This window comes from Iningainema tapete BLCC-T55 (assembly GCF_014698965.1).
In the GTDB taxonomy this organism is placed as follows: domain Bacteria; phylum Cyanobacteriota; class Cyanobacteriia; order Cyanobacteriales; family Nostocaceae; genus Iningainema; species Iningainema tapete.
On record NZ_JACXAE010000065.1, the window covers coordinates 1 to 13,268 of the forward strand.

Here is a 13,268-nt window from a genome sequence, read left to right on the forward strand (position 1 = left end):
CGCTCACACTCGAATCATTTTTATTCTTTTACTAACTCACAAGTCATCTTGCTAATGGGGGGGGAGTGAAAAGTTACTCTGATTTCTTGATTTCCTCAACAGCAATAATAAAAGGATGTGTAACCGTTACTTCATTATCTCGATAAGCGCCAACAATAAGTAAATTTTGAATATGGCGATCGCTCATAATAGTTTTGAGCAGCTTGAGCGATGCACTATCTGCCCATTGCAAATCATCAATGAATAGTACCAAGGGATGTTCGGGCTGACAAATCGCTTTAATAAACTTTTGAAATACTAAATTAAACCTGTTTTGAGCTTCTTGCGCACTAAATGGAATAGGAATTTGTTTACCAATGATTAATTCTAAATTAGAAATCACATCAATCAGAACTTGTCCGTTATTTCCTACAGCAGCAAGAATTTTGTCCTGCCACTGTCTTAAGACAGCTTCACTTTCTGTTAATAATTGATTGCAAAAGTCATTAAAGGCTTGGGCAATAGCATCATAGGGAATATTGCCCTGGAATTGATCGTATTTACCAGAAATAAAGTTGCCGCGTTTAGCGGTAATAGGTTTGTGGATTTCATTGACGAGGGCGGATTTACCCACACCAGAATATCCACCAACTATTACCATCTCAGTGCTGCCCCCTTGTCTAGTATCACTCGTGCGCTCAAATGCAGCCAGTAAGGTAGCAACTTCTAATTCCCTACCATATAATTTCTCAGGAATGCTAAATTTGTCACAGACATCGTGCTGAGCTAGGGGGAAAGCTTCTATGACACCATTAGTTTGCAGTTGATGCAGACAGTATTCCAAATCTGCTTTGATGCCATCAGCAGATTGATAGCGGTCTTCTGTGTTCTTAGCCATCAACTTTAGTACAATGTCAGATAGAATAGGAGGTATGGGTTGTTGACCATTTATGTGTGCAACGTTATGAGGAAATAAGGGTTGTTTGGCAATGTGGTAGTGAAGTGTTGCCAGCTCATCCTCCCCCTGAAAGGGCAATTGCCCAGTCAGCAGTTCATAGAATGTTACTCCTAAAGAGTAAAAATCACTGCGATAATCAAGCGAGCGATTCATTCGCCCCGTTTGCTCTGGAGAAATGTAGGCGATGGTTCCTTCCAAAACATTGGGATTTTTGAAGCCCTGGGTTTCCCGTGATAAAACCGTTGAAATACCAAAGTCAATAATTTTGACTTGTTCGGTGTTTGGATTCAAAACAATGTTGGATGGGTTAATATCTTTGTGGATGACATTGGCAGCATGGATTTGACCTAGAGTGTCTGTAATGGAGATGGCTAACTTGAGGAAAGCTTCTAACGACAATTTACCTGCCAATTTCAACTTCGCCAAAGACTCACCGCCAAAGTCTTCGAGTACCATGACTAGGTGCTGTTGATCGATTAAAAGAGCATAAGCTTGTACTACTCCCGACAGATGCAAATTTCGGGTAACTTCGTATTCCCGTCGATACCATGCTATACGTTCTATAGTAGGATTGACATCCTTGAGCGATTTGAGGATCACAGGATGTTCGTCTGTTTCTCGATAGCCGCGTAAAATCAGAGAATTTGTGCTTTCGTAAATTTGAGCGCCGATTTGATACCCGGGAAGTTTGAGCATAAGATGACAAAATTAAGCTATAAATTAGGTTTAGAGCAACAGTCAGTGTTCCGATTATTCTTCCCAAAAATCTGGTGAAAATAACAACTAAAAAGTAGAAAGTCAATAACTTGAGATTAATTTGGGATATTTAAGAATTAATAAAAATACTTAAACTTTTTGTTTAACTTATGCACCAATCGAAATGGTTTCAGATCTTACGTTCTTTAGGATTAGAGTTTTGGTTACCCCTACCCTTGCTTGGACTAGCTTTTTGGGTAGGAGGCGGATTAATTATGGATGGAATATTGAGTCGTCCCGATCAATCAACGAGGTATCTTAGAGTTGAAACAAAATTGGCAAAGCCTAAGATAATTGTACTGTCTATCAAAGCAAAAATAAATCAACGTCAAGGTACTTCAAGCGTTTACGTCAAAACAGCTTCCTCGGCGTTAAAAGAACTAGAATTTGAGTTCCCCTTTACAGAATTCGCTCAAGTTGAAGCAGCAATTAGCAAAGAGTTAGGTTTGCAGCCCGAAGAGGTGAGAAAGTTAATACACTATCAGTCCTCACTCTAATGTACTAAACCAGGTTTCTAAATCTGTGATTGCCTGAAAATCTAACAATGCTTCTCCAAGATTTTCTAATTGTTCAATAGAGAGAGTTTCAATCCGCAATTGTACCTGTTGGGGTAATTCTCCCACACGGCGAGTTAGCAGTCGGAGAATGAGCGATCGTTCTCGTTGTTCTCCTCTTTGTTCTCCTCTTTGTTCCCCTTCAGCAAGAATTTCTTGATAAATTACTGACTCGCGCATCATACCCTCCCGAAATAAGTTTCTAATCAAGTCCTTTTTGTATTTTAATCCCGCTAAGATTTGGGTGTAAGCGGAAATTTCCCCTCGTTGTTGTGGCTTTATTTGATTGACTCGTTCCACAACTTGCTGCAATAAAGCTTGGGGTTGGGTGGTTGCTGCTAGTGGTGCTAGGGGTAACAAAGCCTCGTCGTTGAGGAACAGTTGGGGATTTTCTTCCCACATGCAAATTACACGATATTCGTGACGGGTGGTTTCAACACTAAAGGCAGTTTCGATTACTGTTTCTGGCGCTGGAGGAAGCAATAAGACAACAACTTGGGTGATTGGTAGACGATATAAACGATATAACCTCACCCAGTAATCGAGCATGCGCAAGGGAAGAGGTGGTGTGGATTCAAGTTTGGTCTGAAATTCCAGATGGAGAATACGTCCTTCCAGTTGTAGGAATGTGACATAATCAGCACGAATCGGTTCAATACTCAATTCGGTTTTGAGGACTTTCACGTTTGTTTGCTGTGTTCCTAATACCCAACTAGCAAAGGTGGCGGGATGTTTTTCCGAAAGTAGTTTGCACAGGTTATCAAAGGACATCGATCTATAGATAGTCATCTGGCGAGACTTTGTTATTATAAGAGTGAATGCTGGTATGCTGGGCGAATCGCTTGCATCGAGTTTTTGCTCTGGGGCGATGCCTACGGCAACCCCAAAGGGCAACGCATAAAAGTGTATGAAGAACAAGCGCTCTGGAGTGAGCGCCTTTCACCCTCGTAACATCTCACTTGTCAGTTTACATTTTATTAAACACGGAAGCGATCGCTAGCGCCGCCTTTTGCCGATGCTCGCTCACTTCTGTGCAATGCCTCGCTTTACATACCAACATTTATTGGATTATTTCGAGTAGCTTCATGAGCTATATCTACAAATTATTATCAAAACTGCCACGAAATCGTGCCTTGAACTGTGAATGGCGCACCGGGATAAACATACACGTCACCATCAGCCGATTCAAAATAATTAATGTCAAACAGGTTTTTGAAGTTAATTCCCGCTCGGAACTGCCCTCGCTTATAAAAAATAGCGGCATCGGTGCGAAAATAACTGGGTAGGGTGAAGCTATTTGCCAGGTCGCCTTGTCGATCACCCACGTAATACAACCCCACCCCAACGCCCAAGCCCTTTGCTGGACCTTCTTGCAGTTCGTAAGTTGTCCACAAGCTGGCAGTAAATTCAGCCACGTTATTGATGCGATTGCCAACCGCAAAGGTATTATCGGCAGTAATACGAGCATCAGTGTAAGCAGCAGCAGCAATTAGATTCCAACCGGGCAGAATTTCACCCGTAATATCAAACTCAATGCCTCGGCTACGTTGTTCTCCGGTTTGGATGGAAAACAGCGGATTACTGGGGTCATTCGTGCGAACGTTGGACTTGGTGATTTCATAGAATGCCAGGATTGCAGACAGTCTACTGCTTAAATCGGCTTTAACACCAACTTCGTACTGAGTGCCGCGTTCTGGCTCAAACAAGCGCCGATCAAACGTAGTGCCAACCACTTGAGTGATGGCGCGACTGTAGTTAGCGTAAAGCGAAATAGCTGGAACGGGTTGATAGACAATACCCACACGCGGACTGAACCCTTCATTTTGTTGAAAGGTGGTTTCAGCATTGGAAGGTTCCTGCTTCTCACTCAAAATATCAAAGCGTCCACCCAACAGTACTTTGAGATTATCTGCCAATGTGATCTGATCTTGAATGTAAATGCCCAGTGCATCCCTTGTCGTATCGCTTGATCGGAAACTGGAGAGAACTGCTCCCGGAGAGCGACTGTATACAGGATTAAACAGGTCGAGGTCAGGAACTTCACGATCAAAACCTTCATAGGAAGGTTGAAACGATCTAAACAGATCGACACCCGTGAGCAATTGATGTTGAACACTGCCAGTGTTGAACTTACCAACAACATAGGTATCCAATGCATAGTAGCGTTCCGGCAAACTGTCTGGGTAATTGCTAAGAATTCTCTCCACCCTACGTTGATCTGGTGATAGGGCAATTGGGAGGACAAACGTTGAAAAAACATCAACCCATGTAGCCCGAAAAGCATTTCGCACCTGCCAGTTGTCACTAAACCGATGCTCGAAGTTGTAGCCAACTCGATAGGTATAGCGATTGTTTTTGCTGTAGGGTTCTACAGTACTGCGATTCAAAGGAATTTTGCCGTTTGGATTTGATCGCACGGTTCCTTCAGCAGGCAACCCTAAATTACCACCGCTTTCTTGGCTGTTTAAATACTCCGCTTCAAAGGTCAGTGTCGTGTTCTTGCCAATCTGCCAGGTTAAAACGGGTGCAACAAAGTAACGCTGTGTTTCAAGCAAATCAATAAAGCTGCCGGATGTTTCTGCGGCAACATTCAAGCGATACGACAGTGTATTATCACCATTCAGCGGACCCGAAAGGTCGATCGCACCACGGTAAAAATCAAAATTGCCGATCATTCCTTCTACGGCATAGAACGGATCTCGCAACGGCTTTTTGGTGACGTAGTTAATCGTGCCGCCTAGCCCACCCTGACCATACAGCGCCGCAGAAGGTCCCTTGAGAACTTCGATGCGCTCAAAGTTAGCCGTTTCAGATGGCGTACCTGTATTACTCCTATCTCTCAACCCATTTCTCAGAATACCTTCGCGTCCACTGCTAAAACCGCGAATGACGAAGATGTCAAATGATCCGGCAGACGCAGAACTTCTTTGCACACCGCTGACATTTCTGATTGCTTCACCGACACGAGTAATATTTTGGTCTTGAATAATCTGGCGAGGAATGACCTGAATGGATTGAGGAATATCGCGTAGGGGAGTATCGGTTTTGGTAGCAGTAGTGGCATCAGGTAGGCGATAACTATCTTGTTCCCCTGTTACCACCAATTCAATTGGCTCATCTTGCTGCGCTGATGGTTCCTCTTGTGGTGGGAGTGCTGGTTTTTCTTGGGCTTGTGGTGCTTGGGGCTGTGTCGCCGTTGCCTGTGATGCTACCGCAAAAATTAGCCCTCCATCATCATCGTATAACTCAACTGTTGGTAAAGCCTTCTCACCTACCACCGTCACTTGTACAGTATTTGCATTAATATTCGTAACTGATATCTCAGTAATTCCCTCAATTGGTTTTTCTGAACGAAATGTAAAAGCATTGCCATCAGGTAAACGTAGCTGTCCGCCAGAAACATCTGTAATAAAACTATTACCAGTACTGCGATTTGTGACTTGCAGTGGAGTGCCTTGAGTTGTCTCTAAAATTATCTCCACACCTTTATCAGTGGGATTCGCTTTCACGGAAGTTATTGGTACAATTCCTGATGCAGGAGTTGCTTGTGGGGTTGGCGATTGCGAAAGCAACCCATTAACATTTGTGGCTGGAAGTTTAACTTCACTCAGTCGAGGAATGCGCGTAATTGCTGCTTGGTCATTCTCTTTCACTTGAGCCTGTACAGATTGTGCTATCAACAATGGCAAAAAACTCATCCCCAACCACAAGCAAATACTAGACAACAACCGCTGAATCCTCACAATAATCCCCCACACTCCAATAACCAAAACTCTCTTTATCGAGAAGTTTTATGAATAAATTTGAAATGTAGATTAGAGGAGTTTGATGAGTCGCGTCTACCCCAAGACAGAACTAATCATCGTCAAACAGACTTTTTCCCCAATAAGCACTGACTGGGAGAGATGCCAAATTTACGTTTAAAAGCAGCACTAAAATGTGTGGGATTGGAGTAACCTGTCATAATAGACACTTCTAGCACTGTATGATCGCCTTCTCTCAGCCAGCGTTCTGCTCGTTCCATGCGTCTATCTGTCAAGTAACCAAATACAGTATTGCCAAAGAGTTGCTGGAAACCACGTTGGAGAGTGCGATCGCTCACCCCTACCATTTGTGCTAATTTTAATAATGATGGTGGATTTTCCAGACGAGAAAGTAAAATTTCTCTGGCTTGATATATTTTCTCGACAGTTCCAGCTCTAAATCGCGGTTGTAGTTGCACTCCACCTAAATCGGTAATTATCGGAGCTAACTGCAACGCGATCATTTCGAGTACTTTCACCTGCAAAAACATCTGCTTCATCACCCCTGTGTAAGAACAGTTAATGATTTGCTCTACTACCCCTTTTATTACAGGTGTGATTTGAGGATAAAGTAATGTCTGCAAGTCATTACCCTTTGCCAGTAAGCTCAACTGTGGGATAAGTTCGCCATCTTTTGTAGGGAAAAAGGTTCTTAATAACTCTGGCTGCATATTGATACCAACACCCACAAACCTCTGGGACGAATGGCACTCAAATATCATTCCTCGTTGAACACCACTACCAGAAATCAGCGTATGTTTTTTATCAAGCAGTCCTCCATATTCATCTGTTTGAATACCTGAGAAGTAAACGGCAAATTCCAGAGGATGATTGTAATCGAGGGTTTTAACCTGGATATTATCATGATATTCATAGTCAAAAATCGACAGCCACAGATGTGGATGCACTTCCATGCTTCGCGCATAACCTGTACCGAGTTGCCTGGGTACTTGATAAATGAATTCATCAAATTCTAGGTTTTGCTGGCTGTTTATTTCAGCTTCTGCCCACAGTTCACTGCACTCTTTCTCCATCAGAGTAATGGTCATAATTACTAGAAGTCAAAATTAATGATATAGATTTTCAATAATTTTACTGCAATTTGACCCTGACTCTTGATTGAAAGGGAACTTTTAGCCTTGCTAGATAGCCATACTTTTGATGTATTTGTTACCTGAGTTAGTCAGCGACGAAAATTGCACTTTTTCCTAACTCCTCAAAAAATGGGCGAACTGGGAGAAATTAGCTGCTACGAGTGAAAAACACAGCAGCAATGACTATCAAACCTAAAAGTGCTAAAGGAACCCATAGATTAGAAATATCTGCTAGAGTCATAAACAATTTTTACTCGTAGATTGATTGTAGAAGTATAATAAATAAATATTTATAAACACAGATGTACACAGATTAACACAGATTATTTATCGGTGTGCATCTGTGTTAATCTGTGGTTTAACTCCCATATAAGTGTGTTTTGGAAGAAATTGAGTAGATAATTATTGACAAAAAAACAAATATGTGAAACAAGCAGCCAGCGGTAGAATTTGGTAATAGCGTTATTTTTAGCTCAAAATGGCTAACATCATCAAACAGCCTTGCGATGAAGCAGTGATTCGCTCAGCACCATGCATTTCTCCCTGCTCTAGAAATGTGGGACGCTGGGTGCTAGCAGCAACAATCCTAGGTTCGAGCATGGCGATGATTGATGGTACTGTGGTTAATGTGGCACTTCCAGTATTGCAATCACAGTTGAATGCAACCACAACTGATGTACAGTGGATAGTTGAGTCTTATGCGCTGTTTCTGGCAGCATTGATTTTGGTAGGTGGATCTTTGGGCGATCGCTTCGGAAGGCGACTGATTTTTGCCATCGGTATTGTTCTGTTCGCTTTAGCCTCAGTATGGTGCGGTTTGTCACCAAATGTAAATCAGCTAATTATTGCCAGAGCAGTTCAGGGCATAGGCGGTGCGTTGCTAGTTCCGGGTAGTTTAGCAATCATCAGCGCCTCGTTTAGCACAGAACAACGTGGACAAGCAATAGGTACTTGGTCAGGTTTCACAGCTATTACCTCAGCACTAGGTCCTGTTCTCGGTGGATGGTTAGTGGAAAATGTCTCTTGGCGCTGGATATTTTTTCTTAACGTGCCACTAGCTGTAATTGTGCTAAGTATTTTATTGTGGCAAGTACCAGAAAGCCGCGATGAAGAATCGGCAAGACTTGACTGGTGGGGAGCAGCTCTAGTTACTCTTGGTTTAGGGACGATTGTCTACGGACTAATTGAATCTTCTCACTTAGGATTGCTTCATCCCCTGGTTCTAGGTTGCTTGATAGTTGGCGCACTTATCCTCAGCGCGTTTATTTTTGTCGAGGCTAACAACCGCGCCCCGATGATGCCATTATCTTTATTTAAATCGCGCACTTTTAGCGGCGCAAACTTGCTCACACTGCTGCTTTACTCAGCTTTGGGTGGGGTGTTTTACTTTGTTCCGTTCAATTTAATTCAGGTGCAGCGTTACTCAGCTACGGCTGCTGGGGCAGTATTCCTGCCATTTATTTTAATCATGTTTGTGTTGTCACGTTGGTCTGGAGGGTTGGTGAGTCGCTATGGTGCAAAATTACCCTTGACAATTGGTCCAATAATTGCTGCTGTTGGGTTCGCCTTGTTTGCCTTACCAGGAGTTGGTGGTAGTTATTGGACAACGTTTTTCCCCGCCATATTAGTGTTAGGTTTGGGTATGGCAATTAGCGTTGCTCCATTAACAACAACTGTGATGAACACGGTGAAGCAGCGCCAAGCGGGGATCGCTTCGGGAATTAACAATGCTGTGGCACGCACTGCTGGGTTGTTGGGAATCGCAGTTCTGAATATCTTTGTCTTTAATACTTTTAATCGCAGTTTGGATCAACGTTTGACAAGGTTAAACATTCCAACCGAAGTGCAAAAACTGCTGGATAACCAACGCATCAAGCTAGCGGGTGCTGAAGTTCCAAGTAGTGTGAGTGCTGAGGTTAGTACACAGTTAAAGCAAGCGATCGCTCTTGCATTCGTAGATAGCTTTCGCTTAGTTATGTTTATCGCCTTTGGGTTGGCGTTGGCAAGTGCGATGATTGCCGCCCTAATGATTGCTAACAGGAAAAAGCAACATACCTAACCGATATAGAAATCAAGGGAGTGTAAACAATATGAGTCAGGAATCTGAGTTTCCTTTTGACAGAGCAAGACGAGTTACACCACAAGAAAACCAAAAATTCAGAGTTGCGATCGCCCTGATGAAATTCGGGATGTTTTCTGGGAATAAACAATCAACACAAGAGGATTTGAGGATTGCTGAATTTCATGGAGATAAAGAGATTACCTAGATTGGTCATAAATTACTTAATAATGTATGAAATATGTTATCGACACTCATGCTCTCATCTGGTTTCTTGAAGGGAACCCGCGTTTGGGTGCAAATGCTAAAGCTATTATTTCTAATCCTGATTCTCTAATCGCATTCTCCCTTCAACCCAATAAATGCGATCGCCAAAGTCTTAAGGTATCGACCAATCCACAATTTTCAAACCAGGAACTTTTTCAAAATCTTTACGGTTGCGCGTTACCACTGTAGCACTGATAGAAAGTGCAATGGCTGCAATTCTTAAGTCTTGTGTACCAATACGAATTTTTGCTGCACGTAATTCGTTATAAATATCAAATGCGGCTTCATTAAAATCAAGAATATTCCCTTGACATAACCGATTAAATGTTTCTTTCAATAAAGCGTAAGCTCTAACTAATTCTTGTTTTGATTTTGCTCGTTTGATAACATCTAAACGACCCTACATCTGCTCTACAATAGTTATTATTGTTACTGAAATTTCTGCATAATTGATAGTAGCTACTTTACTAATAACAACTGGATCACCTCTTTGTAGTAGGGAAATATGGTCAGTATCAAGCACCCATCGCGTCATCTGATTTCTACCTAAGCAAATATAATCCTACTTTTGTGAGGAATCATCTTCTATCGTTTTATCTAATTCGTGTCGATAGTTTTCAATAGCTTCGAGCATTTGTTCAAATTGTGGGTCATCTTTAAAAACTCCAGCCATTTCTAACCAAGGATTTTTCCGCTCAAGAGATGGTAATTTGACAGGTAAAGAAACAATTTCTGCTCCTGCTAAATGGGTTTCTAGTTGTAGCTGAATTTGGCTTAGGGCTGTTGCGCGTTCACGAAGTGACTCCGAAGGAGTATCGCTTGCTTCTACTTGTAGTTCTGGTAAACCTGGAACGAGCGCAATTGTTCTCCCATCACTACCTTGTTTAACAATAACGTTTACTAATACTTCGCTATTGTCTTGGTTTTTAGTTTGTGGTGTTAAAGATGAGAAGGAATTCATAACGATTTTTAAGCATATTTCCTTTAATTGTAAATGAAGTTGCATTTATTGTAGCACTTTCGCAACATCATATTAGACACGGTAATGAAAGAAGTTGTCAATGCTACCAGTCACCTTACAAGTAAGTGTACCTCACACACATGAAATCTGCTCTAATGTGGACATGGTAGTAACTGATCCATAAGCGTTAAGTATGCAGAGCTGCATAGTTAAACCGCAATTGCTCATCTTCGGACTGGAGAGTCGTTAAGTTGCTTTTCAATTTCATCACACGCAACTCGCACACCATCTTCTGCAAGCAGAATGCGCCCAAGTTCTGCTGATGAAGTTGTGTACCTTGAATTGTTCAGCAAGCTCAACTCTTTTACAACTCGTTTAGTCGTATAACTTTTGGGTTGAATTGTACGCGAGGTTCCTAATCGTTCGACTCGTGCAGCATTATCAGGCTGGTCATGATTATATGGTATCACTAAGGTTGGATGTCCAGAACGTAATGCTTGGGCAGTTGTGCCAATTCCTCCTTGATGCGCGATCGCACAAGCATGAGGAAAGATTTCTGAATATGGTACATAATCAACTGCAATGATGCTTTCCGGTAAATCTTTCGGCGATGGATTTTTGCCCATCAGTAAAACAGCACGGCGATTTAACTGTTGCGCTGCTTGGATACTTTCTAAGTAAAAACTTCCTGGGTTCCGTACAACTGCGGAACCTAACGTGAAAACAATGGGAGGTTCACCTGCGTCTAAAAAACGTTGGAGTTCTACAGGTAATCCTGTCCCTTCTTTTTTGCCGTCGTAGAAAGTGAATCCTGTAATCACCGTGTTCGGTGCCCAATCGGGTTGCGGTTTAGCAAGAACAGATGAGAAAAGTGCCAGAACCAGATAAGGTGAATATTTTCCTTCAAACACTGGATGCCCAACAGGTGGTAATCCGAGTTCTTGCCGTAGTTGATACATTGGTTGTACCCAAGGACTACTTACCCACCTAGCAAAGTTCATGACTGCCCGATTGACAGTTAACCCCAAGGGACGAAACTTTGACAGAATGGAAAAAATCGGCAATACAGGTGGATCGTAAGCCGAGCAGAAGGAAGCTGGTGATAGAGCGCAAAAAGCCCATTTCATTCCCAGCTTTTCTGCAACCAACCGAGCAGCAACAACACCATCACCTGCAACAATAAAATCTGCTCCTGAAGCAATATTCATCAAGTCGGTATAAGTTTCGCGTAAATTAGCGAAGATCCAATCGCGAATTACGTACTCCGTTCCTTTTTTTGCGTCCATCATGCGTGCCATGATTTCGGCATCTTCTAGCGCAGTATTATCTGGACGTATAGCGTGAAACTCGAACCCTAATGATTCTATCTTGGTGCGGTACTCTTTGTGCGTGGCAAACACAACATCATGACCGCGATCGCGCAAGCCCAATCCCAAGGCAACCTTCGGATGAAGATCACCGAGCGAACCGAACGTTGTTAAAATAATTTTACTCATCTGGATTCATCTATCGTCACTTCACAATCTGCTATACTTTACACGGTCATAATTTGAGCTTTGTCAAAATTTTGGAATCGTAGAGTGAGCAAAGACTTGAGTTCTTTACTATACTTAATATGAGCTAAATTAAGACAATCAGATATTGCCCCTGAGAATTGAGAAAATTCTTCATAATACTTTGCATATAAACATTTCTTTTTAACGAATTTCCAGAGCCTCTCAATTAAATTTAAATTAGGAGAATATGGCGGTAAATAAAGTAACTCTATGCCCAATGAATCAGCTAATTCTTGTACGTACTTACACTTTTGGTATCGAGCATTATCTAAAACTAAAGTTATAGGAACAGTCAGTTTTAAGTCTGCTAGCTTCTGCAACAGTTCACCAACTTGAGTTGCAGTAATATAAGTATCATTAGTTATAGTAATAACTTCATGAGTAAGTGCATTTAATGCTGCTAAAACATTGAAACGTTTCCGACCCGAAGGAGATTTAATAAATACTCTTTGAAAACACCAAATTAAATTAAGAAAATTTCCCATGACGAAGTGAGCAGCATCCACAAAAAACACCGCTCTTTTACCTGCTTTTGCTTCTTCTAGTTTTGGTTCTAGCTTTTTTAGCTTAAATTCTTCTTGCTCTTCAGAGTCAGCTTTTGAAGGAATAAATCCTACTTTTAAACAACGCATCCCCATAGACTTTAAAAACTTCCTTACTTGCGTGGGACTGCGTTTAATTCCTGTTAAAGATTCTATCTCATCTATAGCTTGATTAATAGTTGCTGGTGGATTTTTTTGAAAATACTCTTTTAGGGTAGTTCGATATTCTTCTAATTCACTTTTGGGACGCGCAAAGTTTATTTCTTTTAATTTTTCTATTCCCCCGAGTTGATAATCTTTTAAATAGCTTCGTAAAGTATTGGAGGAGACTTTTGTTAATTTACAAATTTCTTTATGAGGAAATTCTTGGCATTTAAGCCAAAGAACTTCCATTTTTAACTGAACTCGTGGATGAGGATGATGAAATCGCTGGTAGTATAAAGCCTGTTTTTCCTCTTCAGTAAATTCAATGTGTATCATTAATTACGCTAAACTTAGGAGTCCTATGCTATTTCTGACTAGCATACAACCAAGCTTTAAAAAGCGCAAGCTTTGACCGTGCAAAGTATAGCAACTCATCCAAACTATCTGCAATCCCTCGTGCCACCATCTTTGTAAACACCTCGTAACAGTCATTTTTCGCACCTTCTTTACGAGGAAACCTAGTATGTTAATTTTGTGGATGACAGTCAGGGAAAGAGTTCATGCAGGTTCTGTGTCAGAAGTAGTCGCCAATGAA

The 13,268-nt window shown here is 41.7% G+C and carries 11 protein-coding genes; 3 read left to right on the forward strand and 8 right to left on the reverse strand.

What is annotated here, in order from left to right; translation table 11 throughout:
* Nucleotides 1-73: 73 nt before the first annotated feature.
* Nucleotides 74-1,633 carry an ATP-binding protein gene (locus ICL16_RS19415; RefSeq protein WP_190830884.1) on the reverse strand — a complete coding sequence of 520 codons (1,560 nt, stop codon included), beginning with the start codon at nt 1,631-1,633 and terminating at the stop codon, nt 74-76.
* Between the two features lie 170 nt (nt 1,634-1,803).
* On the opposite strand from ICL16_RS19415, the gene ICL16_RS19420 reads away from it, so the two are divergent.
* A complete protein-coding gene (locus tag ICL16_RS19420; RefSeq protein WP_190830886.1) occupies nt 1,804-2,190 on the forward strand; it encodes a hypothetical protein in 387 nt (128 codons plus the stop codon).
* Here ICL16_RS19420 and ICL16_RS19425 read toward each other — a convergent pair.
* The 3 genes from ICL16_RS19425 to ICL16_RS19435 form a co-directional block, all read right to left on the reverse strand.
* Nucleotides 2,182-3,018 (reverse strand): DUF4351 domain-containing protein, encoded by an 837-nt coding sequence (locus ICL16_RS19425; protein ID WP_190830902.1) that lies wholly within the window; start codon nt 3,016-3,018, stop codon nt 2,182-2,184. The genes ICL16_RS19420 and ICL16_RS19425 overlap by 9 nt on opposite strands.
* 338 nt (nt 3,019-3,356) lie before the next feature.
* Nucleotides 3,357-5,945, reverse strand: coding sequence for a TonB-dependent siderophore receptor (locus ICL16_RS19430; protein WP_202895621.1), 2,589 nt, complete (start codon nt 5,943-5,945; stop codon nt 3,357-3,359).
* Between the two features lie 167 nt (nt 5,946-6,112).
* Nucleotides 6,113-7,099, reverse strand: coding sequence for a helix-turn-helix transcriptional regulator (locus ICL16_RS19435; protein WP_190830891.1), 987 nt, complete (start codon nt 7,097-7,099; stop codon nt 6,113-6,115).
* 523 nt (nt 7,100-7,622) lie between these two features.
* Here ICL16_RS19435 and ICL16_RS19440 point away from each other — a divergent pair.
* Nucleotides 7,623-9,203 carry an MFS transporter gene (locus ICL16_RS19440; protein ID WP_190830893.1) on the forward strand — a complete coding sequence of 527 codons (1,581 nt, stop codon included), beginning with the start codon at nt 7,623-7,625 and terminating at the stop codon, nt 9,201-9,203.
* A gap of 31 nt (nt 9,204-9,234) precedes the next feature.
* Nucleotides 9,235-9,411 (forward strand): hypothetical protein, encoded by a 177-nt coding sequence (locus tag ICL16_RS45750; RefSeq protein ID WP_238360848.1) that lies wholly within the window; start codon nt 9,235-9,237, stop codon nt 9,409-9,411.
* Nucleotides 9,412-9,582: 171 nt separating this feature from the next.
* Here ICL16_RS45750 and ICL16_RS45755 read toward each other — a convergent pair whose 3' ends face one another.
* The 4 genes from ICL16_RS45755 to ICL16_RS19465 form a co-directional block, all read right to left on the reverse strand.
* The gene (locus ICL16_RS45755; protein WP_238360849.1) at nt 9,583-9,807 is read right to left on the reverse strand and encodes a type II toxin-antitoxin system VapC family toxin; all 225 of its coding nucleotides are present in this window, start codon (nt 9,805-9,807) and stop codon (nt 9,583-9,585) included.
* Nucleotides 9,808-10,032: 225 nt separating this feature from the next.
* Nucleotides 10,033-10,431: a hypothetical protein gene (locus ICL16_RS19455; protein ID WP_190830896.1), complete on the reverse strand. Its 399-nt coding sequence runs from the start codon at nt 10,429-10,431 to the stop codon at nt 10,033-10,035.
* Between the two features lie 224 nt (nt 10,432-10,655).
* Nucleotides 10,656-11,927, reverse strand: coding sequence for a glycosyltransferase (locus tag ICL16_RS19460; RefSeq protein ID WP_190830898.1), 1,272 nt, complete (start codon nt 11,925-11,927; stop codon nt 10,656-10,658).
* Nucleotides 11,928-11,965: 38 nt separating this feature from the next.
* The gene (locus ICL16_RS19465) at nt 11,966-13,009 is read right to left on the reverse strand and encodes an IS630 family transposase (RefSeq protein ID WP_190830900.1); all 1,044 of its coding nucleotides are present in this window, start codon (nt 13,007-13,009) and stop codon (nt 11,966-11,968) included.
* Between the last annotated feature and the right edge of the window lie 259 nt (nt 13,010-13,268).